Here is a 25,844-nt window from a genome sequence, read left to right as displayed (position 1 = left end):
TCTCGACAAAGTGGAATTTGGTTTCCGGGGGGGATTATACGCATGCAAATCACATTAAAGTAATATTCCAGTCACAGTTCGCTGTAAAACTATTCTGTAATGCATCAATAAGTATGACTTTGATCTACTTTTGTGAGCTTATACGAGTGCAAACGTTTGGCTTTAGACGATAGCGGCTTATTTAAGACTAAACAATCGCTCAGCATTGCCTGATGTTTCAGTCAATAGACGATCTTTATCACAGTCTTTTAACTCACAGAGAACGTCTGCCACCCGAGAAACCTGTGCTGGGGTATTGGCTTTTCCTTGAAATCCTGCCAAAGGCATATCCGGCGCATCGGTTTCCAGTAACAGGTGTGAGAGGGGTAAATGTTGAATCGCTTGACGGGTCTTATTGGCACGCGGATAGGTAATGGTTCCGCCCACGCCCAACATCAAACCCGCATCGATAAATTGTTTGCCTTGCTGCGCGCTACCACTAAAGGCATGAAGCACGCCGCGAACCCCAGGATACGCTTTAATCACACGCAATAATTGGTTATGGGATTGGCGACTGTGCAAAATAATGGGTAAGTCATAACGGCGAGCCAGCCATAATTGCCCTTCTAGCAAGGCGTGCTGGCGCTGCTTCATCTCAGCGGTATTCGCGACAAAATAGTCCAAGCCGGCTTCACCAACCGCCACGCAAGATAGCGGCCGTGACACCAGCGCGTCTTCTAATGCGGTAAGACTCGAGTCGGTGTGCGTATCGACAAAACAAGGATGCAGCCCAAGCCCGGCATAGATGCCAGCAAAGCGCTCCGTCAACGCTAACACCGCCTGCCAGTTTTGTTCACTCACGCTGGGCACTATCATCCGCGTGACGCCCACCTCACGTGCCGCTTGCCAATATTGCGCGGGCGCTTGGTTAAACGGAGAAAAATCAAAATGACAATGGGTATCAATCATGCTTGTCAGTGCGATTTATCTGAGTATGTGATTCGCGTTTCACCGGCACGCAACTGCGCCGGTTCTCAGGAGTGAGCCCCATGCGTTGGCACCAAGCATCATAACGCGCTATCCACCTTTTGATGGCCAAAGCTATCTTCATCGCTGTCCTCTTAAAAGTAAAATGCCGCCCTATACAGACGGCATTATAGAAGGTTTGCCCCTCATCCGCAGGGAGCCTCACCCGCAGGGAACGAGCTAGCTCCCCTCCATGAGTGCGATGCCTTTGGCATCAACCCGCTTACTTAGTGCTCACGCGTTGCCCGCAATTGAATGTCTGGGAAGCGCTCTTGGGTCAGGTTGAGGTTGACCATGGTCGGTGCGATATAGGTAAGATTGTCACCACCATCCAGCGCGAGGTTAGCTTGGTTTTTACGCTGGAAGTCGTCGAGTTTTTTCTCATCCTCACATTCGACCCAACGTGCCGTCGCCACGTTAATCGACTCATAAATCGCATCAACGTTGTATTCCGCTTTCAAGCGTGCCACCACCACATCAAACTGCAGCACACCAACCGCACCAACGATAAGATCGTTCGATTGTAGCGGACGGAAGACCTGTACCGCACCTTCTTCCGATAGTTGGACCAGACCTTTAAGCAGCTGTTTTTGACGCAAAGGATCACGCAAGCGAATACGGCGGAACAGTTCAGGCGCAAAGTTAGGGATCCCAGAAAATTTCAGATCTTCGCCTTGTGTAAAGGTGTCCCCAATTTGGATAGTGCCATGATTGTGCAAACCGATAATATCGCCAGCGTAAGCATCTTCGGCTCGCGCGCGATCACCCGCCATAAAGGTCACGGCATCAGAGATATTAATCTGTTTGCCCAAGCGCACATGTTTTAACTTCATGCCTTGCTGGTACTTACCGGATACCACACGAACAAAGGCAATTCGGTCACGGTGACGGGGATCCATGTTGGCCTGAATCTTAAAGACGAAGCCGGTGAATTTTTCTTCGTCGGCATTAACGACACGATCCGGCGTCGGACGAGAGAGTGGTTTCGGCGCCCAAGCCGTCAACCCATCCAACATATGATCGACACCAAAGTTACCCAGTGCCGTACCAAAAAAGACCGGTGTTAAGTCGCCACTGAGAAACAGATCGCGATCAAATTCGTGCGACGCGCCCATGACCAGTTCGAGCTCATCACGCAAGTCTTGCGCAATAACTGCACCAATTGCCTCATCCAATTCAGGGTTATCCAACCCTTTAATGATGCGAGTTTCTTGAATGGTGTGGCCTTGGCCAGACTGATACAAGATGCTTTCATCGCGATGAATGTGATACACCCCTTTAAACCCTTTACCACAACCAATTGGCCATGACACTGGCGCACAGGCAATATTGAGCTCACTTTCTACTTCATCCAGCAGCTCCATCGGATCGCGAATATCACGGTCCAATTTGTTCATAAAGGTAATGATCGGGGTATCGCGCAAACGCGTAACTTCCATCAACTTACGAGTACGATCCTCAACACCTTTTGCTGCATCAATCACCATCAAACAAGAGTCAACCGCGGTGAGGGTTCGATAGGTATCTTCCGAGAAATCCTCGTGCCCTGGGGTATCAAGCAGGTTGACCAAACAGTCATTGTACGGGAACTGCATCACCGACGTGGTCACGGAGATCCCCCGCTCTTTCTCCATATCCATCCAGTCAGATTTTGCATGGTGGTTAGAGCCGCGCCCTTTGACCGTCCCGGCGGTTTGGATCGCACGTCCGAATAGCAGGACTTTTTCAGTAATCGTGGTTTTACCCGCATCCGGGTGCGAGATAATCGCAAAGGTGCGTCGTTTATCAACTTCCTGTTGCAGCGGTGTATTAGACATAGCAAGTTATCTTCTTGATTGATTCAGGCGGCAATCAGGCGCCAACTGAGGGGGTTAATCACAAAGGGAACGTATTTTCGCTGATCTTGTAGCCAGCTTCAATTCACAAATCTGACTTGGCACTGTTATCTGTATTCGTTAGGGTCAAGATTGCTTGCCAAACACATCACAAATGTTGCCAATTGAACGCCGCGTGGTGTCGTTATTGGTGAAGCACGTGTATAATTAGCGCCACTTTCAGTTGTGACACAGTCAACGAAGTCGACCATCCGGTCGCGGCTATTGACAACACATTGCACGTCCGCCCGCGGGACAAGCCCGCAGTGTGTTGCCATTAGTCGCGATGGTGAACAGCTGAAAGCTTACATTTAGCTCGATAAATCGGATGATTTATCTCCTCAGCAACAAGGAAACATTCTGTGAATCCAATCGTAAAAACATTCCAATACGGCAACCATACCGTGACGTTGGAAACCGGTGTGATGGCACGCCAAGCCACCGGTGCGGTAATGGCAAGCATGGACGATACCTCGGTATTCGTCTCTGTCGTCGGTAAAAAAGAAGCGGCAGAAGGCCAGGGCTTTTTCCCACTGACCGTGAACTACCAAGAGCGAACTTACGCGGCAGGTAAAATCCCAGGTGGTTTCTTCAAGCGTGAAGGTCGTCCTTCAGAGTCAGAAACCCTGACAGCACGTTTGATTGACCGCCCTATTCGTCCGCTTTTCCCTGACTCGTTCAAAAACGAAGTTCAAGTGATTGCGACCGTAGTATCGGTAAACCCAGCTGTTAGCCCAGATGTGGTTGCCATGCTAGGAACCTCTGCGGCACTAGCGATTTCTGGTATCCCATTCAATGGCCCAATCGGTGCGGCACGTGTTGGTTATATCAACGATGAGCTGGTATTGAACCCAAGCGAAGCAGAGCTGGACAACAGCCGTCTTGACCTTGTGGTAGCCGGTACTGAAGGCGCGGTGCTGATGGTTGAATCTGAAGCCGATCGCCTAAGCGAAGAACAAATGCTGCAAGCGGTGATGTTTGGTCATGACCAACAACAAGTCGCTATCAACGCTATTAAAGAGTTCGCCGCGGAAGTTGGCACCCCAGCGTGGGATTGGCAAGCACCAGAAGTGAATGCTGCCCTGCAAGCGCGTGTCGCAGAAATGGCGCAAGGCCCACTCGCACAAGCGTACCAAATCACTGAAAAAATGGCGCGTTATGAGCAAGTCGGTAACGTGAAGCAAGAGGTGGTTGCCGCTCTGCTTGAGCAAGACGAGACCCTCGACGAGCGTGAAATCCTCGATATGCTTGGCGATCTAGAGAAGAAAGTCGTGCGTAGCCGCATCATTGCCGGTGAACCACGTATCGATGGTCGCGAAAAAGACATGGTTCGTGCGCTAGACGTACGTACCGGTGTGCTGCCTCGCACACACGGCAGCGCGTTGTTTACGCGTGGTGAAACGCAGGCGCTGGTGACCGCCACACTGGGTACCCAACGTGATGCACAGATCATCGACTCAATCATGGGTGAGCGTCAGGACAGCTTCATGCTGCACTACAACTTCCCTCCATACTGTGTCGGTGAAACCGGTTTTGTCGGTTCACCAAAGCGTCGTGAAATCGGCCATGGCCGTCTTGCAAAACGTGGTATTGCTGCGGTAATGCCAAGCCAAGACGAATTCCCATACACCGTCCGTGTGGTCTCTGAGATCACTGAGTCAAACGGCTCATCGTCAATGGCGTCGGTATGTGGTACCTCTCTGGCACTGATGGACGCCGGTGTACCGGTGAAAAAATCAGTCGCGGGTATCGCGATGGGTCTGGTTAAAGAAGGGGACGATTTTGTCGTACTTTCTGACATCCTCGGTGATGAAGACCACCTTGGCGACATGGACTTTAAAGTCGCAGGTACCGATGACGGTGTGACTGCACTGCAGATGGACATCAAAATCGAAGGTATCACCAAAGAGATCATGCAAATCGCCCTGAACCAAGCAAAAGGTGCGCGTCTGCATATCTTGGATGTGATGGATCAAGCGATTGGTTCAGCACGTGATGATATCTCTGAGTTTGCTCCACGTATTCACACCATCAGCATCAACCCAGATAAGATCCGTGATGTGATCGGTAAAGGTGGCGCAGTGATCCGTCAGCTAACCGAAGAAACCGGTACCACAATCGAAATCGATGACGATGGTACAGTGAAAATTGCTGCAACTGACGGCGCGGCGGCACAAGATGCGATTTCTCGTATCGAAGCTTTAACCGCTGAAGTGGAAGTGGGCCGCATCTACACGGGTAAAGTCCAGCGTATCGTTGATTTCGGTGCATTCGTGTCTGTGATCGGTGGTAAAGATGGTCTGGTACACATCTCACAAATCGCGGATCAGCGTGTTGAGAAAGTCTCTGACTTCCTCGAAATCGGCCAAGAAGTTGAAGTGAAAGTGCTAGAGATCGACCGCCAAGGTCGTATCCGTCTAAGCATGAAAGAAGCAGCTTCGGATAAGGCAGCCACTGACGCTGCACCTGCCGATGACGCACCTGCAACTGACGCTTAGAGTCTGATTGTAATTCATGCTATAAAGGGGGGCCGTGGCCCCCTTTTTTTATATGGAGACGCACCGTCATGACCGTTTTTTTGAAGTCGCTGGTCATTGCAGGCCTTTTACTACTCACAGGCTGCACCAGTCAGTGGACTTTCCCGCCCATGGCCGTGCCATTGCAACCCACGTTGCAACAGGAAGTGCATCTTGCTCGTATTGACCAACTACTCGCTCGCGACGATCTGAGCGACGATGCGCGCGCCCAACTCCACTATGAGCGCGGTTTGCTGCACGACAGCCTCGGAATGCGCGATCTGGCACGGCTCGATTTTAATCAGTCACTCTCATTAAAGCCGGATCAACCCGATGTGTTTAATATTCTGGGCGTCTATTTCACCCAAACCGGCCACTACGATGCCGCATATGAAGCGTTTGACTCTACCTTAGAGCTAGATAACACACACACATATGCCGAGCGTAATCGTGGTATCGCGCTTTACTATGGTGGACGCTACCGCCTCGCCTATCAGGATCTTCTCACCCATTACCAAGACGACGTGGACGATCCGTATCGTGTGATTTGGCTGTACTTGGTGGAACGCGATTGGAAAGGCGATGACGCGGCCAAAACACATTTAGCCGAGCGGATAGAAAACAGCGACCAACTGGATTGGGGATGGCAACTGGCGCGGATGTTTTTGGGCAAGGTGAGCGAGCGAGAGTTGCTGGAGCAGTTGGCCACTCAAGCGAGTGATAACCAAGTGCTGGCGGAGCGTTTATGCGAAGCCTATTTTTATCTGGCTAAACACTATCAACATCTTGGCAATCAAGACAAAGCGGTTGCACTGTATAAGTTGGCCATGTCTGGCAATGTGTATGCCTTTGTCGAACACCGCTATGCCCTACTGGAGCTCAATCGTATTGCCTATCACCAATCTCAGCAAAACGACGAATAGCGCAAACCAATAACCGCCTTGTAGAGGCGGTTATTTGATCTGATTAGTCTGTCGGAGCTGGCACTGTCTGGGGTGGCTGCTTACGGGGCTTACTTTTTTGTAATAGCTTTTCAAATTCTCGCCGCGGCATGGGCGAGTGAAAATAATATCCCTGAATGGTGTCACAGTTTAAATTGGTCAGCACCGACGCTTGCTGGCGCGTTTCTACCCCTTCTGCTACCACCGTCATCTCCATGGCTCGCCCAAGGTTGATAATGCTTTCCACCAAGGTCACTTGCTTACTCAACGCATCCATATCGTGAATAAACGCGCGATCGATTTTCAATTCATCCAGCGGAAAACGCGCTAAGTAGGATAACGAGGAATATCCGGTTCCGAAATCATCGATAGACAAAGCAAAACCCAGCTCTTTGATTGCATTGAGCATTTGCATGGCATGGGTATCGTCGTTCATCACCGCACTTTCTGTAAGCTCAAACGTGATATCTTCGGGATTTGCACCGGTTGCGCGCAGCAGCTTTTCCATATGCTCGGTCAGTTTAGGATTACGAAACTGCTCCGGAGAAAGGTTGATGGCGACGCGGCCGGGCAAAACATCATGAAGACGCCAACGACGCACATTTTGAAACACCTCTCGCATTACATTGCGGCCCAGTTGCTCAATCAAGCCACACCGCTCTGCGACCGGAATAAATCGCGCAGGACTGATATATCCTTCGACTGGATGCTTCCAACGCACCAGGGCCTCCGCCCCGTTGACGCGATAATCGCTCGTGTTGACTTTTGGCTGATACCACACCTCTAAACCATTATTTTGTAATGCTTTTTGCAGTTCAATCTCAAGCCAAAGCCGCATCCGAGCTTCTTTGCTCATTTGGTCGTCATAGGCGACGACGCGGTTTCGGCCGCGCTCTTTCGCCTCATACATGGCAGTATCGGCATTTTGCAGTAAACTGCGTGCATCTTTGCCATCTTCTGGATAGCGTACCAACCCAACCGAACACGCCAAGTACTTACTAAAATGGTGCAGCTCAAACGGCTGGCTGATCACAGAGACCACTTTTTCCGCCAGCTGGTCAGGTGCATCATCGGTCGCCGGTTTTGGCAGAATAATTGCAAATTCGTCGCCCCCCAGATGACCCACAATGGTGTCTGGTGACAGTAAACGGCGTAAGCGTTGGGCAATATCTTGTAATACCCGATCGCCAATATGGTGACCTAATGAGTCGTTGATATTTTTAAAGTTATCTACGTCAAGGTACAGCATGGCTAACGGTGTCCCGCTGGCTATCAAACCATCCAGCTCACGACTAAAGCCATGACGGTTATACAACCCAGTTAACGCATCCGTGTACGCCGAATGGAGCATCGCCGCAGGCTGAGGCTCAGCCACGACAGCCTGTGCATGCAAACGCACCATATGCGCGTTTTTACCTAAGATGTGAATAGGTGCACAAGACACCTCGATGGATGCCCCCGTGTTGGCAAGCACACACGAGGTGCTTTGATTGCCTCCAGGCTGTGAAAGCATGGCGACGAGAGATTGATTAGAATCTGCGGGACGCAGGAAGGTCGATAGCGACTCGCCCAATAAGGCGTCTGTGCTGTCAACACCGAGGCGTTCCACTGCCATAGGATTTGCAGAAAGGATCAGCTCATCTTCTACCAAACAGCAGCCGTCATCAATCAATTCACTCAAGCGGTAAAATTTTTCTTCGGCTTCTTCAAGCGCACTTGCAAGCACCTGCCGCTCTGATGTGTCAGCAGCATGAATGACTACATAAGGCAGCCCTTTACTGTCTCGATGCTCATTAAGCGGGGCGACACTAAAATGAAAGCTGGTACTGTGATAGCCACCAGACACCACCACTTCTCCTTCAGTGCTTTGCCCTCGCCGTGCTGACTCGTAATGCGGCTTTACAGCTGCATAAAACTGTTCCCCGAGCGTTTGCCGGTCGTTCGCCCCCACCAAGGCACCCAATGCGACTCCAGTTATATCCGCATATCGCTGATTAGCATAGAGGTAACAATCGTCACTATCGAGAATGGCAAAAAGAAACGGACTGCTGTCGGTTAAGCGGTAAAACCAATCGGTTAACTGCGAAATTGGCATGGATGGCTCACATCTTCCTCGGTACAGGTGCCGACCAACGTGTCGTGGCGAAAAATTCGTCTCACATGTTAGACACTTTCTATCAGCTTGTCAGTAGCACTCTATGTGGTGCTGCTTTAGCGTTCAAGCTTTTAACACTATATACCGTACGTCAACCCGTAAAAATAGATAAGGTGCTCAAAATCAGTCATTGGTGTTGAGTTTGCAGCGAAAGTGCGCAATTTATTACTCAACAATACAGGCTGTGAGCGTCGATATACTGAAACCTTGTTCGCACAGTGCTTGCACCGGATCGGGAATCCGTTATCCTGAGCGCATCATTTGTCATCTAGGCTTTTCGCTATGTTAATCCGCTCAGAAGCGCCCGCCGATTTGGTTCGCCTCGATCAATGGTGGCGAGATACACTCGCTAACCCTCAGCAAGCTGATCAGTTGCAACAATGGCGAGAGCAAGGGCTGATCACACTGTCATTGGTCGCCACGGATGATATGGGTAGCACGCTAGGACACATTGCCGTCGTGGATGCACAATCCGAGGATAATGCGCAACTTATCGCGGTTTGGTTTAGCCCCGACCCTGAATTGATTGCTCCCCTTTTAGATGAGGCAGAATCCGTCTTGTTTGAACTTGGCTATTGTCAGCTTAAGATTGCGCCGAGCCCTCAAGCGGCCAATGCTGAATTTGCGCCGATTTCGACCGACAAGCATTGGTGGTACAAGCAACTCGCTGCCGCCACCGTTTAACGAGCACTCGATATGCTGACCGATATTCAACGTTTACAAGCCATGGGTTTATCCGTCTGGCAACTCCGCCATCCTGAGCTTTACGGCCGTGAACAGGAAGTTATCCAACTTCCCGAAAACTGCCAGCTATTGCTGGTTTGCGACGATCCTCTCAGCGAGCAAGATGCGTGGTTATTTGGCAATATCTTAAAAAGTATGAAGCTTGACGCTGATAAGGCGAGGCAACTGCCCCACGCCGCGCTCGCAGCACTCGGCGATCACCACTTGGTCTGGTGTTGGTATATTGGTGAGCCGGAAGTCGTGATTGACGGTGTGCGCACACTCCGCTCTCTCCCCTTGGCACAGATGCATGATAACCCTGCGGCAAAACGCGATTTATGGCGTCAGATCTGCCAGTATGACTGATTACACGCTTCAACCCATCGACGATAAGCACCTGAGCGATATCGTACGTATTGAACAAACCGTGCATATTGCGCCTTGGTCCAAGACACAGCTTGCACCGGCTCAGGGGCGCTTCGATCACCACTATGCGTTAGTCAACCAAAATAATCAGATCATCGGTTATTTTTACACGCGTTGCGTCGCTGGCGAAGCAGAGCTTTTAAACATTGCCGTTGACCGGCCTTTTCAAGGTAAAGGCGTCGGTCACCAGCTGCTCACCTTGCTAAAAAAGACACTCGTTGCTGCAGGCGCGAACACCTTGTGGTTGGAAGTGCGACAAAGTAACCGTGGTGCACGAGCGCTGTATCAAAAACAGGGATTTGAGCTGATAAGCCGCCGAGCAGGCTATTACCCCTGCCCGGATGGCACCACGGAAGACGCACTTATTATGCGTGCTCAGCTTGGCAATGGCGCTGACTGAGCAAGATTGCCCAGTTGAACCGGTGGCAAGATATAGCCTTGGTAACCATGGCAGCCCAATTGATGAAAATATTGGTGCTGGTCAGATTGCTCAATGCCCGTGGCAATGACGCGTATCTCTTGCGCCGCGGCAATATTGATCAGCATACGGATAAAGACATCATCAACATCACTCGACGGCTGTCCAAAGCCAATGTCGAGTTTGACATAATCGGGCTCAATATCGTGGATATAATTCACGTTGTCCATATCACGGCCAAAATGGTCAATCCCCACTTCAAACCCATGCTCTCGGATCATCTTAAACAGGGTTTGGCATGCCGCAATGTCAACCTGCACCGCTTCCTCTGCAACCTCGAACGCAAGCTTATCTGACAAGTAGGTTTTTAATAAGTAGTTGGCTAACCAGTCATAGAACGCGGTGCTTCTCACACTCTCTACCGTCAAGTTAATGGCAAGTTTGTCCGAGTCTGGATGTGCTTTTATATACTGATCGGCGCGTGTCAGCACATGACGGTCAAACTCTTCACCCAGCGCGTACATTTCAATACGATTGAGCAGCTGCCCAGCAGACAACCAAGCCTCATCCACCCACAAATGGGCATAGACCTCTTGGTGCCAGTTAGTTTGATTATCACGATGTCTCACTGGCTGAGCATAAAGGGTGAGCGGATTTTTATTGAGGGCATCAAGCAAAATATTGCGCCACTGTTCACGGGTTCGACTATCGGCATTCGCATGGCTAGGCCAATGGTAAACCTCACTGCGTCGCTTCGCTTGCTGCAAGGCGTTATCCGCTTTGGCCAATAACGAGGCCGCATCATCGTCTTGGGTTTTCGCCACACCAATATGGAAACCTTGATTAGCTGGCAAGGAAATGTTTTCCAGCTCTTGGTTTATCATACGCAGTAAGCGCTGTAGATAAGGACGAATATCCCCCTCATCAATACTGGTCAGGAGAATGGCAACTTCATTGTGGCTTAGACGAGCAACCAGTTTGTGTCGCTCAGCTAACTCACCGTGACTCAAGGCTTCACCCAGCAACCGCCAACATTGATCGCGATACTGATAACCATAACGCGCGCGCAGGCGAGATAACCATTCGGTCTCAATTAATAATAAGGTGCAGTTCACATCGTCTTTAATAAAACTTTGCAACTGATGTTGGAAGTAGCCTCGATTCGGTAAACGAGAGACGGGATCGATCATCAATTTATCGCGTAAACGCGATAGCTCTTCTTGCTGACTTTTGTGGACCCGAGCTACCTGCTGACCCGCGAGGTTAAATGCCTGCAACAAGGCTTGCAGATCCTTAACGCGGGTTCTCGACTTAGCGGGTTGATAATCACCTCGCCCTAACGCGTTTAAGCGCGTATCCAGTTCCGCCAAAGGAGTAGTCACGCGCCGAAACATGAAGGATGCGGCAAAAGGGATCACCGCACACATGGCCGCTAGCAGCGTCACCAGTTGCGACATGCGATTCCAAAGCGCCTCAACGGCAGGGAGTGGGCTGACCGCCACCGTGACCCTGGCCAATTGGGTCCAGCCATTACTGACTGATACCGTTTTCGACGCTGACTCAATGCCAGATAAATGCACAAACCAACTAGGCGTTGCGATCGCTCTTGCATCCGCCTGCCAAAGCTGTCGTTGACCAGAAAGCATCGGCATCACCGATACCGACTTAACTTGGGGAGCCGCCATAAAATGCGCCACGAGCTGATTGAGCCGCTCGTTGTCGCTTTGCTCAATAATAGGTGGCAGTGCCTCGGCTATCGCTGCACTGAGTAAACTGACTTGCTGTTGCTGTTCACTTTTCAGTTGGGTTATACCGAGCTGAAAAGCGACCGCCGCCGTCGCTAACGCAGTTAGCAAAGCGGCGGCGACAACAAACAGGACAACACGTTGATGTAATGTCATGCTTTCTCTTTTAGATCATTCTCTAAGGCGTCTGCTCTGAAGAATAAATTGTCCAGCGCATTTGGGTTGAGCCATGCTCACCGGTAACATGAGCAATCACTCTTCGGTTCACTTCATTAGCGTAGTCGTTTTCTTGGTCAATCAACGGACGCGACTCACCATAGCCGATAGCCTCAATACGCGCAGCAGGAATCGCAAACTGTCGCGTCAATACGTCCGCAATAGCTTGAGCACGACGTTGTGAGAGTGCGAGGTTGTACTCTGCCGACCCGACTTTACTGGCATGCCCCTCAATCACCACCTGAGTATTCGGGTAGCGCTGCATAAAGTCAGCTAAGGTTTGGATATCGCCATATTGTGAGACATCCACATCGGCGGAATCCGTGTCAAAACGCACGTTTAACTCGAACGACTCACTGGTTTGCAATTGCTCAGGACAGCCGTTGTTGTCAACCTGAGCACCGTTTGGCGTTTGCTCGCACTGCTCACGAGCAGAAATCACACCATCGTAGTCTGCGTCGCTCAAATCTTGGCTTTGCGCAATGGTAGTTGGCATAGTATCCACCGCTTGCGGTGCACAGCCGGCAAGAAGCATGACGGCAAATCCCGCGATATAAAAGTGTTTCATTGGCTGTCCTCCTGCTTCAGTGACGCAGTATTCCAAATAGCAGGGGTATCAACACGCAATGACGCTAAAAGACGACCGGTTGCATTTAAAATTCGGTATTGCGCGTAAAGCTCATCCGCCTCTTTGCTCAAGTATTCACGACGTGCCTCAAAAAGCTCGTTCTGAGAGTCCAATACATCCAACAATGTTCTCGCATTTAAGCGAAATTCCTCACGATAGGCATCGCGGGTATCGGTGGCCGCTTCAACATGTTGGCGCATAAAATCACGTTGCTGCTCAAGGTACGTACGCGCGTTCCAAGCAAGGGTTGCCCCTTCAATCACGTCCCGATGCGTCATTTCATTAATCTCTCGCGCTTCAATGGTTTGATACGCCGTTTGCCGTTCACGCGCTCGATCCGCGCCCCCATTAAACAGGTTATAGCGCATGCGTAACATCGCTTGGACGTTATTGTTCTCTGGGCCCACGTCAGGCGGGCCCGCCCCATCTTCCCCACCAACGTTTTCGTTCCAATTTGCCGCCACTTCAACATTTAAAGTCGGCAAATACGCAGCGCGCGAACCATCTCGCGCAGCATTGGCCGCCGCAATATCGGATTGCGCAGCATGAATACGTGGGTGCTGTTCAAGGGCAATATCTAGCATGGCTTCTAGCGTGCGCGGCAGCAACTCAGCATCAGGCATCGGCAGACGCAATGCTTCTGGAGACTCGCCAACCATTTTGGTAAAGCGACTTTGTGCATCAGCAAGATTGTTACGAGCTGACATCAGGTTTGCATTGGCTCTCGCTAAACGCCCAGTAACTTGAGAGAGGTCACTGGCTTTAGCAAATCCGCCCGCATTGCTCTCCGCAATAGCATCATAGATTTCTTGATGGTTTTGTAAGTTCTTCTCTGCCAAAGTCACTACTTGCTCTGCAACCAACACATCAAGGTAAACGCGAGAGACCTCTAAGGCTTTATCCTCGGCAGTAGCGACCATTGCCCACTGCTCCGCCGTCGCTTCGTTTTGGGTGCGATCGACTTCGTTTTGGGTACGAAAACCGTCAAATAGCATTTGCTGAAGAGAGACACCCAGCTCACGACGCGTTAGGTCCACTTCATCATCGGTGGTGGTATCACGCCGTGTCGCGGGAGAGTCGGTACGCTCCCAACCGATCCCCGCCGTCGCATCGAGCTTGGGGTAATAACCGGCTTTCGCTTGATCAATGGCTTGCTCACTGGCTTTATAGCGGGCAAACGCTTGGCGGATCTGAGGGTGTGATTCGAGCGACTGGGCAACCGCTTGCTCCAGTGTCTGTGATAAAACAGCAGGCGAACTTAGCCCTAACATCAAGGCTATGGCAGTCACACGCTTTTTAAATACCACGTGTGGTAAGTGCAGCATGTTGTTTCTCCTATTTTTAATTAGCGCTCGCGGAGCGCATTTTCTTTTGCTCGCAGTATCGGGTTAAGTAAGTACTCAATCACCGTCCGCTTGCCGGTTATAATATCCACTGACGTTAACATGCCTGGTATGATGGGCATGGGTGTCCCATCTTTCTTAGTGAGATGGGAAGAATCCGTGCGTATTCTCACTAAGTAAAAACTGTTGCCTTCTTCATCTTGCGTTGTGTCGGCGCTAATGTGCTCGACAGTCCCGTCCAATCCGCCGTAACGGGTAAAATCATAGGCTGTGACTTTCACGACAGCAGGTAAGCCGGGATGCAAAAAGGCGATATCTTTTGGCAAGATTTTCACCTCAACCAGTAATTGGTCTTCGGTAGGGACAATTTCAATCACGTCTTCACCGGGTTGCACCACACCACCGAGGGTATTGATATGCACCGTCTTTACCGTGCCGTTCACCGGTGAGGTAATCACCGCTTTATCCACTTTGTCTTGCGCACCAACGGTCGCTTCCGTCAACCGAGACAGCCGTGCTTCCATTTCGCTCAGCTTGCCACGTGTTTCGCTGATAAACTGAAGTGCTGCTTCTCGTCGTTTTAGTATTGCCTCATCCAACGCTGCTTTGATTTTAGGTCGGGACAGCTTCAGGTTTGTTAACTCACCTTCCATATCATTGATCTGTCGCTGGAGTTTGAGAAGTTCCACTTCTGAGACAATGCGCTTTTCGACCAGTGGACGTGTGATATTGATCTCACGTTGCATAATCGTCATGCTATTGTTAAGCGTTTTGATCTTCGAGGCGACTTCTTGAAGCTCTTGGCCTTTTTGGACAATCTGGCGTGCCTGTATCTCTAACTGGTTACTCAAGCTATCTAATCGGCTGCGATATTCAGACTTTTGGCGAGCCACCAAATTGGGTTTTCGGCTGGTGAGGGTATCGGGGAAAGTGATCGTTCTGGGTTCAATCACAATTTGCTGTTGCCAAGGCTGGCTAGCGGGCAATAGCGATACGCTATCGAGCTCGTGATACATCCGAGTCACCGCCGCACGAAGGCTATCCACTTCTTGCTCTTGTTGGGCAAGATCTGAGCGGAATCGGGTATCATCAATCCGCGCCAACGGCATGCCCTTCTCAACGAGCTGGCCTTCATCAACGAACATGGCCTGAAGGATCCCTCCATCCAAGCTTTGAATCAGTTGAACATGAGACGACGGGATCACTTTACCACTGCCACGAGTAACGCGATCCAGCTCAGCAAAAGACGCCCAAACGATAAAACTCGCGACCAACAGGAGTGCTCCCCATACCACCGCGCGATAACGCAATGGTGCATCTGTCATCATCGCCCCATAGACATCATCGATCATATCTAGATCGGTATGACGGTCTTTTTTAATTAACCGCTTGATCATGATGCATTTCCTTTATTGAGCTTACTGAGCACCTGATCTCTGGGTCCATCCATGACCACGCGCCCTTTATCCATCACAATCACACGCTTAGCCAGTTTGAGCAGCGCCATATTATGCGTCACCATGATCAGTGTTCGCCCACGCGCCGCCACCTGCATGGCTTTAATGAACTGGTTTTCAGCATGGGCATCTAGGCTCGCAGTCGGCTCATCCATAATCAACATCGGTGGCTCATTGAGCAGCGCTCTTGCTAAGGAGACCGCTTGGCGTTGACCTCGGGACAGCCGCTCGCCTCGCTCACCGACTTGTTTGTCTAGCCCTTCATGATCTTGGGCGGTAAATAGGCTCACACCAGAAAGCTGCACAGCACGCATCAACTGGTGTTCCGTCACTTGCCGCGTACCAAACATTATGTTTTCACGGATAGTGCCATGAAACAGAGCCACATCCTGTGCGAGATACCCGACGTTTCGACGTAGATCAGCGGGGTGTATTTGCCGGCTATCGACCCCGTCAAAGCGTAAGCTCCCTTGCTGCGGCTGAAATAGGCCAGCTAATAGTTTGAGTAAGGTTGTTTTCCCTGAGCCGTTTTTACCCAAAATCGCGATCACTTCCCCAGGTTGAATACGGAAGTTTAATGGATAGAGTGCTGGACGTTCTGATTCGGGGTAATTAAACGCCAAGTTGTCAGCACTGATCTCACCTTTTAAGCGTTTGCGACTAACGAGATGGCCTTTTTCTGCAAACTCATCTTCTTGCTCCATCATGGCATTAAGCTGACGAAGCGAGGAACTGGTTTGATTCCAGCGACTGAGCAGGCTCGCCATCTGTGCCATCGGCGACACGGCGCGGCTTGAAAGCATCACCGCGGCAATAATTCCGCCCATGGAAATATCACCATCAGCAACACGATACACCCCTAAAATCACCACCGCGATAGCCATCATTTGGGTCACAAATGTCGCGGTATAGGAGATGCTGTTGGTGATTTGCTTAACTTTAAAGTTCCAGTTGGCCGTGTGTGCAGTCATTTGTTGCCAGCTACGCTGCACAATACCTTCAGCAACATTAGACTTAATCCCTTCTAACGCCGAAAGGCTTTCGATTAAGTGTCCGTGTCGCTCTGATGCATACTTGTTGCTCTCTTCGATGGCCGCTTTTAGTTTGGGCTGAACCGAAATGGTGTAAGCCAATATGATAAAGCCTGCAAGCACCGGCACTATCGCTAAATCCCCTGCAACGAGATAAATCACCGTAATAAAAAATACCGCAAAGGGAAGATCGACAAGCGTGGTTATCGTGGCTGAGGTCAACATATCTCGCACAGCATCAAACTCACCCAGCTGTTTTGCGGTTGCCCCCACGCTGGCTCCTCGATTGACCAAAGGGGTTCCCATCAGCCGCGCAAATAAACGAGATGACACAATGATATCGACTTTTTTCCCCGCAACATCAATCATGTAAGAGCGAAGTTTTCGCATTAAAAAGTCAAAACAATACGCTAGCGTCGCACCGCTTGCGAGCACCCACAGAGACTCAAACGCAAGGTTAGGAACCACTTTGTCATAGACATTCATGACAAATAAAGGAGAGACAAGCGCAAAAAGGTTTACCAAGATGGAGGCTAGTAACGCATCTCGATAGATAGGTGCCGCGTCTTTTACCGTCTGCCAAAACCAATGGATCTTGGTGTCGTGCAAATGCAGATCCACAGACTGATCACCGCGATACTGACGTTTAATCAGAAAACAGTAACCAACGTACATGGCCTCAAGCGCCTCAAGCGCAATGGTCTCTTCGCCTGCATTTTCAGGTAGTTGAATAAGTGCCGTGCCCGCATCACTATCTATTTCACGCAATACACAGGCTTTTTGGTCAGAGAGCAACAGGACACAGGGCAACAAGAGCGCGCCGACATTATCCAGATTACGTCGAGACAACCGAGCAGCCAGACCCGCTCGACCCGCGGCTTGTGGAAACATGTCCGGGGTAAGCAAGGCATTAGTCATCGGTAGTCCCGCGACCAAAGCATCACCAGAGCAAGGGGTGCCATAGTGCTCAGTCAATAACACTAAGCAATCAAGCAAAGGATCGTCTGTGGGTTGCTCACCGGGCGCAATTCGCCATTGTGAAGTTTGATTATTGTTAGAAGGGTCAGTCACTTACGTCTCTCTTTTGACCGAAAATGAGCAGGCAGCGACATGATAGCCGCTGCCTGGTAGGGATTACCAGTCGGTATTGTCGACTTTTATCTCTAAATCTAGATTACTCCCGATAGAAAGATCAGCGTGATCATCACCTCTCGTTAATGTGAGCTCTCCGGCTTGACCGTCGATCAATGTATTAATCACCACCTCTTGTTGGCCATTCGTTGTGACAATACTTAAGCTCTCAATATCGATTTGCTGATCAATATGACTATCGCCATCCGCATCAATTCCAATGGTTAACGTTCCCTCTTGTTCACCATTATTTGTGGTTTGCCAAGAAATGGATACCTGACCATCTTTAATAAGTTGTGTTAAATCATCAACAAATTCCAAGGTGTCTTGTGAGCTACCTTGATTATCGAAGTCAACAATCACATCGGTTTCAGCAGCATCACCGTTAGCAGATGATGGCATATCATCCAATGACCATTGGAACTTATCACTACCAGTCCCTCCGATAAGGGTATCCTCACCTCGCCCACCAATGAGTGTGTCATCACCGCCTTGGCCGTAGAGAATATCATTACCCTCTCCGCCTTCGAGAGTATCGTCGCCACCTCGGGTATCACCCTCGACATTAAATAACGCGTGATTATCTTTAATGTACTGATACAGCTCGATATCAGAAGGAGCTGCGCCATTTTTCATTTCAAGGAATGTAGTCAACGCCTCCACGCCCGACCCATCTGGTAGCGATTCTGGCCGTGTCAGACCATTTTCATCCCAAGGTAGATTGTCAGTGTTAATGGTATCACCGAAGAGTATATCGTCACCGGCATTACCGATTACCTCATCATCACCGACCGGAAGCATATTGATCTCTTTAGCGCCTTCATCGAGTGCTGCACTCAGATCATTGGCTGTATTAACGATTTCAACATCCCCAGTTGGCGCAGTTACTGTCCGTCCCCAATAATCACTCCACGTTCCTGAGCCAGACACATTGGTATTGTCAAAAAATCTGAGGGTATCAGCATTGACACCATCTCCTATACCAATTGCACGCATTGACGACAAACTCGATAGCGTCTCGAATGACTTAACAGCATCATTGAGATCGTGGTACCCCATTACAGAGCCGTCATTCCAATATGGATGGCTATTTGAGAGCGTCGGCTCTCCATCGGTCAAGAAGAAAGACAAGTTTTCACTGTTTGCATCTGAGTGCGTATTAAACCATGAAGACGCCTTATCAAAAGCAGCTTCATAGTTAGTTCCTCCGTCAGATCGAAGAGAGTCTATAGCGTCATCAACATACCAATCATGCTCCCGGGTAAAGTTATCGATATTGATTTTTAAACTTGCTGATGAGTCAAAGTCTACCAATGCCAGATTGATCGTGCCTGGATGTTCAGAAATACTCTCCAACATCGACTTCAACGACGTTTTCAACACATCTAGTCTCGATGCAAAACTTCCCGGCTCTAGTGGATCTCCCATACTTTTTGATGTATCAACAATCAACGCAATATTGTAGTTTGTTGGCTCGGTTGAGTTAACTTCCACCCCACCAATATCACCAAGCAACACATCATCGCCTGAGCCGCCCTCAACCGTGTTATCACCATTAGGATTGTTAGGTGGAATCACTGCGATCCCTGGTTGCGTGGTGGCATACTCAGGTAAATCGACAGGATTGCCGTTTTCATCAACTTCTGTCGCACCAACAGTCACGGATAAATCAGGCGCACTTCCTTCAGGCAACTCAAGCGTGACAGAGAAACCAGCATCTGAGCCTGGGTTAGGCTGCAGTGCATCAATCGGCACTTGCCAATCACCTGAATCAAGCTGCTCTCCCCCTGAAACACTGCCGCCTTCCGGGATTCCCGATATAATCACTGATGTGATTTGTTCAGAGCCGTCGCTATCGTTTAGTGAAACATCCACATCTAGCTGTACAATGTCCGCAACTTTGGTCAATTCACCATCGTCAACGACATACTTACCATCCGCAAAATAGACAGTGTCGATACTGTATAGATCATGATTAGCATTTTGCGTGTGGTCATCTTGGTAAACCAAGCGAACCGCGTCGCTAAAACCGTTAAAAGTCTCTATTTGATAATCGTCACGGTTTCCTTGGAGATAGACAGTGTCATCACCACTTCCTCCATAATAAGCTGTTGAGGCAGCACTCGCATTGCGTGATACAAAGACATCATCACCATCATTTCCACGCAGCGCATATGAACCATCGCCAGTACCACCAACAATAAGATCATCGCCATTGCCCGTATTTACACCAACAGCACCTGAGCTACTATCACCAACGCTAACTATTTGATCATAATGGTCAGATGACTCACCATTATGCTGTTCTGCGTAATCGATAATCTCATTTGCCGAGTGGTTATCGTCTGAATACGACAACGAAGCAGAGACCGACAAACCGTTCGAGATCGGCAGTACAGAAATTGGAATATCTTCCGTAACGCTAGCCGTATCGCCATTACCATTCTCCGTGCTGGTTGCCTTGACTTGAAGGTTAACCTCGCCCTCAAATTGCTCAGGCACCGAGATAGAAAGGTTAGACAAGTCCCACCCTTTGATAGAGATAGAGCCATTTTCGACAATCACTTCCTGATTACCATCGGACAATGTCGATCCCGCAGGAATATCATCTAACGTGAGAGTCAGCTTCTCAGAGCCATCTTGATCCACTAGGCTGGCATTGATGACAGGTAGCTTAATCGGCTCACCCGCCTGCCCTTCTCCTGGCTCATTGAGGGTGTAATAACCACCGTTTCCATCACCGTGATACCCCTTAACACCTAAACCACCATCTTCTAACGCATCGGCATTTGGCGCGAGATTAAAATTGCTCGCGTTTAGGTTAATAGCCGAGCCATTACCCACGGCGACTTCAATATCAAAGCCACCAGGACCATTTTGGTTGTGGGTATAAATGTCTAACGAATAGTAGCCACTTTCTGATGGCGTAAATTCGCCGCTGAATCGGCCGCTTCCACTTACGCCACCAGGGGAGGTACCTTGACTACCATATCGTCCCTCGGCAATCACTTCGCCACCAATGACGATTGCAGCACTATCATCTGCATACCCGCCAAAGCTGTAGCTTTTACTTGCCTCTAGATAGATTAACCCTGAGGTCACCATGGCCTGACCACCGCCTAAACCTGAGCCGGTATCAACGGCGACGTCTTCGGTTGTCGATGTAGCATCTGCGTCCCCGGCACTGTTCACCGCCCTTATCAGAGCTTCAGAATCAACTCCCTGGCCATCGCCATTAGGCGTACCAACATCAACTGAATCCCACGTTGAGACATTAAGATTCGTGGACACAAAGTCCAGTTCAAGCGTACCCAGTGAGAGCTCAGGAGCATCAGCCACAGGCGTCACACTGATATCGAGCGTTGCCTCCGTGGTATCGCCGTATTCATCTTGAACGACGTAGGTAATATCCGGAACCTCACCACTCCAATGCTCTTCTGGCGTGAAGGTATACTTACCATTTGTGCCAATCGTAATTTCACCGACATCAGCGACCGTGACTGACTCACCAGCAGCGTGGGTTTGACCGTTAATGGTGAAGGTAGTGACGGTGAGGCCGCCCTCTTCATCTGAATCATTGGTAAGCACATTGCCACTCTGCGTCTTATCTTCTATATCCGAAACGATATCGTCTCTTGCAATTGGCGCATCGTTCGCACCATTGATGGTGATGGTCACCACCTCATCCGTGCCGTCTGCCGATTTCACCGTGAAGGTTTCAGTCAGTGTCTCGTCCACGTTCAACGCATCGACCGTCTCGTTGCCGTTATCCAGCACGTAGGTCCACTTGCCGTTCGCATCCACACTGAACGTGCCGTAATCGCCCGACACATCACTTCATCCAGCACGTAGGTCCACTTGCCGTTCGCATCCACACTGAACGTGCCGTAATCGCCCGACACATCACTTTGCGCCTGGAACACGTTGTCTGTGTTGTCCACGTCGCTTGCGAGCAAGGTGCCCGTCGCGGTGTTCTCCGCCGCGTCTTCGGTCACGCTGCCGCTATCATCGCCGGTGATGGTCGCGCCGTCGTTCGCACCATTGATGGTGATGGTCACCACCTCATCCGTGCCGTCTGCCGATTTCACCGTGAAGGTTTCAGTCAGTGTCTCGTCCACGTTCAACGCATCGACCGTCTCGTTGCCGTTATCCAGCACGTAGGTCCACTTGCCGTTCGCATCCACACTGAACGTGCCGTAATCGCCCGACACATCACTTTGCGCCTGGAACACGTTGTCTGTGTTGTCCACGTCGCTTGCGAGCAAGGTGCCCGTCGCGGTGTTCTCCGCCGCGTCTTCGGTCACGCTGCCGCTATCATCGCCGGTGATGGTCGCGCCGTCGTTCGCTATCCAGCACGTAGGTCCACTTGCCGTTCGCATCCACACTGAACGTGCCGTAATCGCCCGACACATCACTTTGCGCCTGGAACACGTTGTCTGTGTTGTCCACGTCGCTTGCGAGCAAGGTGCCCGTCGCGGTGTTCTCCGCCGCGTCTTCGGTCACGCTGCCGCTATCATCGCCGGTGATGGTCGCGCCGTCGTTCGCTGCTTCAATAGTGACAGTGACATTAGCAGTATCAGTAGTAACTCCATCGCTAACGGTATAGCTGAGCGTGGCCTCGCCATTAAAATTACTTGCTGGAGTGAACTCTAGCTTTCCATTTACAATGTCTACAGTGCCTTGCTCCGCTGGCACAGTAGCGTTCGTAATGGTTAACGTTCCGCCATCGGGATCAATATCGTTCTCTAAGACGTCGATAACGATAGCGCCACTATCTTCTAAACCTGTAGCCGTATCGTCCGTCGCCATTGGGCCAACAAAGTGCATAGAGGTCGTGGTACTTTCCACCGTGTTTCCAAATTCATCCGACGAGCTCACTGTGACTTCAAACTCGGTGTCCGCGGCCAGATCGGCACCCGCCACATCCACTGTCCAGTTGCCACTGCCATCCACGGTGGTGGTGTACTCGGTACCATTGATGGTCATGGTCACCACATCGCCTTCGCTGATGTCGCCACCTTTCGCCGTACCGGTCACCGCGATGGTTTGTCCGCTTTCGGCTTTGTTAATCACGTCATCGGCTGTGCATCCACTGTCCAGTTGCCACTGCCATCCACGGTGGTGGTGTACTCGGTACCATTGATGGTCATGGTCACCACATCGCCTTCGCTGATGTCGCCACCTTTCGCCGTACCGGTCACCGCGATGGTTTGTCCGCTTTCGGCTTTGTTAATCACGTCATCGGCTGTGATGTTATCTACGCTGACCGTGCCAGCTTCTGCGCTRGTATCAATTGTTRCACTATCACTGCCCGGYGCGGAGGTGTTRCCRGAGGTRTCGGTAATGGTGGCKTCTACGGTGAGGGTTTCACCTTCCGCAGGGGCATCGAACGAGGTTGCTACGCGGCCGTTGTCGATGTCGGCCTCGGCCAACACGATCTCGTTGGTCGTGGTGCCATCGCTGACACGGATGGTGTCGCCCACAGAGGCCCCAAGAGGCAGACCGACAATCACATCAACGTCACCATTCAGTTCATTGGCAGTGATAACGCCATCATCGTTAGCGTCTTCACTAATAGTCACTGTTGGCGTAAAGAGTTCATCAATATGTTTTTCATCACCATCAATATTGATTGTCTCAAAATCACGCAGCTCGATACGATCTCCGGTATCACTGTTTTCGACGATGAGATAACCATTGCTGTCTTTACTAAAAGACAAATGATCAACACGAGTATTGAACACAGCTTTATCAGTACCCGCCCCACCATCAATCACCAATTGATCGTTCGCATCATCGGTAATGATATTGACCGTATCGTTACCTTCACCGGTTAGGACATAATCATCTCCTGCTTCGGTATTTGCATTCGCCCAACTACCGTGCCAGTAATGCACTGCATCCGACGGTTCACTTTGATTACCGGCAGCATCACTTTGTACTGCCTCTAGACGAACATTTTCGTTAATGCCAATACTGGCAATGTCCTCTAGAGCAACAGTCCACGAACCGTCTGTATCCACGGTTGCCTGGACAAGAGGCGTTCCACTCTCGCCTTCGAAATAAATCGAAATGGTTGCTCCAGGTTCACCCGTACCGTGCATAGTGACGTCGCTGTAATCACTACCCGCTGAGTCATCAGTAATATTGGTGATGATTGGAGGGTTGGGGGCAACAATATCAACCTCGTAGTCGCCATCTTTATTCTCACCACTCGGACTTGTCGTCGCCGTGAACGGGTTGCCCGCCTTATCGGTGCCAGTCACACTCGCAACAATCGCGCTGTCTGCATCCGATACCAACGCACTCCCCGGGACATTGATGCTATAAGTACCATCATCTTTGACGATACCTGTGTATGTTGTCACATCATCTCCGGCGGCTTGCAGCGTCAATGTCACCGTATCACCCGGTTTCGCATCGCCGCCTACAGCGCCAGTCACTGTCACGTCGCCAGAGGCTTCTTGCTCGTTAACAACGTCATCATCCGCTATCGTATCAATTGTGATCGTCGCTGAAGCTGATGTATCAATTGTGACCTGTAGCCCATCGGATATGTCACTATTACCTGCACTGTCCGTCACCTGCACCGTAAAGTTATACGCACCCGCAGAGAGCAACTTCTGAGGCGTAAACATCCAGTTATCGTTTGAATCTTTTCCAGCAAAGCCCAGTGACGTGCTGCCGAGGAACACTTCCACTCTCACAGCATCACTGTCGATATTGCCCAGTGCGAACGTCGGCGTCGTATCGTTGGTCAGGTTGTCTGTGGCGCTGTCGCCGCTGTCGCTCGACGCAACCAGATCGATGGTCGGTTTGGAGACATTGGTGTCTTTCGCAACCGTGTCGGCTGCGGTCTCTACGTTGCCATCTTGGTCGGTGAACGTCGCGTCCACAGTCAAGGTGCCATCTTTCAGGCTGCTCACGTCCACGTTTTCAAGCGTGAAGTTGCCATCGCTGTCCACGCTGACGTTTGACCACTCAAGCTTATTGCCTGCACTGTCGGTCAGTACCAGATCCACAGTCGCTGCGTCGGTTTCACCGATGTTGCCGCTGATGTTCGCGGTTTCGTCGCCCGTGATTTCATCATCACCGTCGTCAGCTGTGCTGTCGGTGATGAGCACGCTTGGTGCCGTGATGGTATCGCCATCATCGTCGCCGTCTTCGCCGTACTCGGTGTCTTTCGCAACCGTGTCGTCTGCGGTCTCTACGTTGCCATCTTGGTCAGTGAACGTCGCGTTCGCCGTTACGGTGCCATCACCGTCGTCAGCTGTGCTGTCGGTGATGAGCACGCTTGGTGCCGTGATGGTATCGCCATCATCGTCGCCGTCTTCGCCGTACTCGGTGTCTTTCGCAACCGTGTCGTCTGCGGTCTCTACGTTGCCATCTTGGTCAGTGAACGTCGCGTTCGCCGTTACGGTGCCATTCGACAGGCCGCTGACGTCCACACCTGTGATGGTGTAGTTGCCGTCTGCATCTGCCTCGATCGTGCTGCCGTCATACGTCAGCGTGCCATCCGCATTCAAGGTAACGTCTAACGTCACTGTCGCGTCGTTATCTGCATCGCTATCGCTGATGACCACTTGCGCTGAGCCTGAGCTCACGCCCTCGCCGAAGTTCACCATGATGGTCGCGGTTTCGTCGCCCGTGATTTCATCATCACCGTCGTCAGCTGTGCTGTCGGTGATGAGCACGCTTGGTGCCGTGATGGTATCGCCATCATCGTCGCCGTCTTCGCCGTAAGTGGTGTCTTTAGCAACCGTGTCGTCTGCGGTCTCTACGTTGCCATCTTGGTCAGTGAACGTCGCGTTCGCCGTTACGGTGCCATTCGATAGGCCGCTGACGTCCACACCTGTGATGGTGTAGTTGCCGCCTGCATCTGCCTCGATCGTGCTGCCGTCATACGTCAGCGTGCCATCCGCATTCAAGGTAACGTCTAACGTCACTGTCGCGTCGTTATCTGCATCGCTATCGCTGATGACCACTTGCGCTGAGCCTGAGCTCACGCCCTCGCCGAAGTTCACCGTGATGGTCGCGGTTTCGTCGCCCGTGATTTCATCATCACCGTCGTCAGCTGTGCTGTCGGTGATGAGCACGCTTGGTGCCGTGATGGTATCGCCATCATCGTCGCCGTCTTCGCCGTACTCGGTGTCTTTCGCAACCGTGTCGTCTGCGGTCTCTACGTTGCCATCTTGGTCAGTGAAGTGAACGTCGCGTTCGCCGTTACGGTGCCAT

General features: G+C 50.8%; 18 protein-coding genes. 5 read left to right on the top strand and 13 right to left on the bottom strand.

Annotated elements, in window-relative coordinates:
- Positions 1 to 177: 177 nt before the first annotated feature.
- The 3 genes from BZG82_RS11260 to prfC form a co-directional block, all read right to left on the bottom strand.
- A complete protein-coding gene (locus BZG82_RS11260) occupies positions 178 to 948 on the bottom strand; it encodes a TatD family hydrolase (RefSeq protein ID WP_077765868.1) in 771 nt (256 codons plus the stop codon).
- Positions 941 to 1,084 carry a DUF5363 domain-containing protein gene (locus tag BZG82_RS16620; RefSeq protein WP_232112125.1) on the bottom strand — a complete coding sequence of 48 codons (144 nt, stop codon included), beginning with the start codon at positions 1,082 to 1,084 and terminating at the stop codon, positions 941 to 943. Before BZG82_RS16620 ends, BZG82_RS11260 begins: the two co-directional genes overlap by 8 nt.
- A 148-nt stretch (positions 1,085 to 1,232) precedes the next feature.
- Positions 1,233 to 2,822, bottom strand: a complete 1,590-nt coding sequence (gene prfC, locus BZG82_RS11250; RefSeq protein ID WP_077765867.1) for a peptide chain release factor 3 — start codon at positions 2,820 to 2,822, stop codon at positions 1,233 to 1,235.
- Positions 2,823 to 3,241: 419 nt separating this feature from the next.
- On the opposite strand from prfC, the gene pnp reads away from it, so the two are divergent.
- Positions 3,242 to 5,377, top strand: coding sequence for a polyribonucleotide nucleotidyltransferase (gene pnp / locus BZG82_RS11245; protein WP_077479897.1), 2,136 nt, complete (start codon positions 3,242 to 3,244; stop codon positions 5,375 to 5,377).
- A gap of 68 nt (positions 5,378 to 5,445) precedes the next feature.
- A complete protein-coding gene (gene nlpI / locus BZG82_RS11240; RefSeq protein ID WP_069589153.1) occupies positions 5,446 to 6,318 on the top strand; it encodes a lipoprotein NlpI in 873 nt (290 codons plus the stop codon).
- Between the two features lie 43 nt (positions 6,319 to 6,361).
- Here the strand turns inward: nlpI and BZG82_RS11235 are convergent, their stop codons facing one another.
- Complete coding sequence (locus tag BZG82_RS11235) at positions 6,362 to 8,431, bottom strand: putative bifunctional diguanylate cyclase/phosphodiesterase (RefSeq protein ID WP_077765866.1); 2,070 nt, start codon at positions 8,429 to 8,431, stop codon at positions 6,362 to 6,364.
- 342 nt (positions 8,432 to 8,773) lie between these two features.
- Here BZG82_RS11235 and BZG82_RS11230 point away from each other — a divergent pair, with 342 nt between their 5' ends.
- Genes BZG82_RS11230 through rimI form a run of 3 tightly spaced genes read left to right on the top strand, consistent with a single transcriptional unit; the run spans position 8,774 to position 10,040 of the window.
- Positions 8,774 to 9,175: a hypothetical protein gene (locus tag BZG82_RS11230; protein WP_077640226.1), complete on the top strand. Its 402-nt coding sequence runs from the start codon at positions 8,774 to 8,776 to the stop codon at positions 9,173 to 9,175.
- 12 nt (positions 9,176 to 9,187) lie between these two features.
- Complete coding sequence (locus tag BZG82_RS11225; protein WP_069589149.1) at positions 9,188 to 9,580, top strand: DNA polymerase III subunit psi; 393 nt, start codon at positions 9,188 to 9,190, stop codon at positions 9,578 to 9,580.
- A complete protein-coding gene (gene rimI, locus BZG82_RS11220; RefSeq protein WP_158076002.1) occupies positions 9,573 to 10,040 on the top strand; it encodes a ribosomal protein S18-alanine N-acetyltransferase in 468 nt (155 codons plus the stop codon). The genes BZG82_RS11225 and rimI overlap by 8 nt, the downstream gene beginning before the upstream one ends.
- Here the strand turns inward: rimI and BZG82_RS11215 are convergent.
- The 9 genes from BZG82_RS11215 to BZG82_RS11175 form a co-directional block, all read right to left on the bottom strand.
- Entirely contained in the window at positions 10,016 to 11,959 is a 1,944-nt protein-coding gene (locus BZG82_RS11215; RefSeq protein ID WP_077765864.1) for a bifunctional diguanylate cyclase/phosphodiesterase, read from the bottom strand. The two genes, rimI and BZG82_RS11215, sit on opposite strands and share 25 nt — an antisense overlap.
- Before the next feature lie 22 nt (positions 11,960 to 11,981).
- On the bottom strand, positions 11,982 to 12,587 hold the full coding sequence (locus tag BZG82_RS11210) for an OmpA family protein (protein WP_077765863.1): 606 nt from the start codon (positions 12,585 to 12,587) through the stop codon (positions 11,982 to 11,984).
- Positions 12,584 to 13,972 carry a TolC family outer membrane protein gene (locus BZG82_RS11205; RefSeq protein WP_077479890.1) on the bottom strand — a complete coding sequence of 463 codons (1,389 nt, stop codon included), beginning with the start codon at positions 13,970 to 13,972 and terminating at the stop codon, positions 12,584 to 12,586. Before BZG82_RS11205 ends, BZG82_RS11210 begins: the two co-directional genes overlap by 4 nt.
- 20 nt (positions 13,973 to 13,992) lie before the next feature.
- A complete protein-coding gene (locus BZG82_RS11200) occupies positions 13,993 to 15,384 on the bottom strand; it encodes an HlyD family type I secretion periplasmic adaptor subunit (RefSeq protein WP_198536707.1) in 1,392 nt (463 codons plus the stop codon).
- Positions 15,384 to 17,549, bottom strand: coding sequence for a type I secretion system permease/ATPase (locus BZG82_RS11195; protein WP_077765862.1), 2,166 nt, complete (start codon positions 17,547 to 17,549; stop codon positions 15,384 to 15,386). The genes BZG82_RS11200 and BZG82_RS11195 overlap by 1 nt, the downstream gene beginning before the upstream one ends.
- 63 nt (positions 17,550 to 17,612) lie before the next feature.
- Complete coding sequence (locus BZG82_RS16480; protein WP_077765861.1) at positions 17,613 to 21,440, bottom strand: VCBS domain-containing protein; 3,828 nt, start codon at positions 21,438 to 21,440, stop codon at positions 17,613 to 17,615.
- Complete coding sequence (locus BZG82_RS16390; RefSeq protein ID WP_077765860.1) at positions 21,350 to 22,021, bottom strand: VCBS domain-containing protein; 672 nt, start codon at positions 22,019 to 22,021, stop codon at positions 21,350 to 21,352. Before BZG82_RS16390 ends, BZG82_RS16480 begins: the two co-directional genes overlap by 91 nt.
- Positions 21,924 to 22,682, bottom strand: a complete 759-nt coding sequence (locus BZG82_RS16325) for an Ig-like domain-containing protein (protein ID WP_077765859.1) — start codon at positions 22,680 to 22,682, stop codon at positions 21,924 to 21,926. Before BZG82_RS16325 ends, BZG82_RS16390 begins: the two co-directional genes overlap by 98 nt.
- Positions 22,679 to 25,844: Ig-like domain-containing protein (locus BZG82_RS11175; protein ID WP_131826234.1), on the bottom strand; the 3,166-nt coding region annotated here is incomplete at its 5' end. The genes BZG82_RS16325 and BZG82_RS11175, both read right to left, overlap by 4 nt.

This window comes from Salinivibrio sp. PR5, assembly GCF_001996085.1.
Lineage (GTDB): Bacteria > Pseudomonadota > Gammaproteobacteria > Enterobacterales > Vibrionaceae > Salinivibrio > Salinivibrio proteolyticus.
Note: the sequence above shows the minus strand (reverse complement) of the source record. Positions and strands in the feature narration are given on the sequence as shown.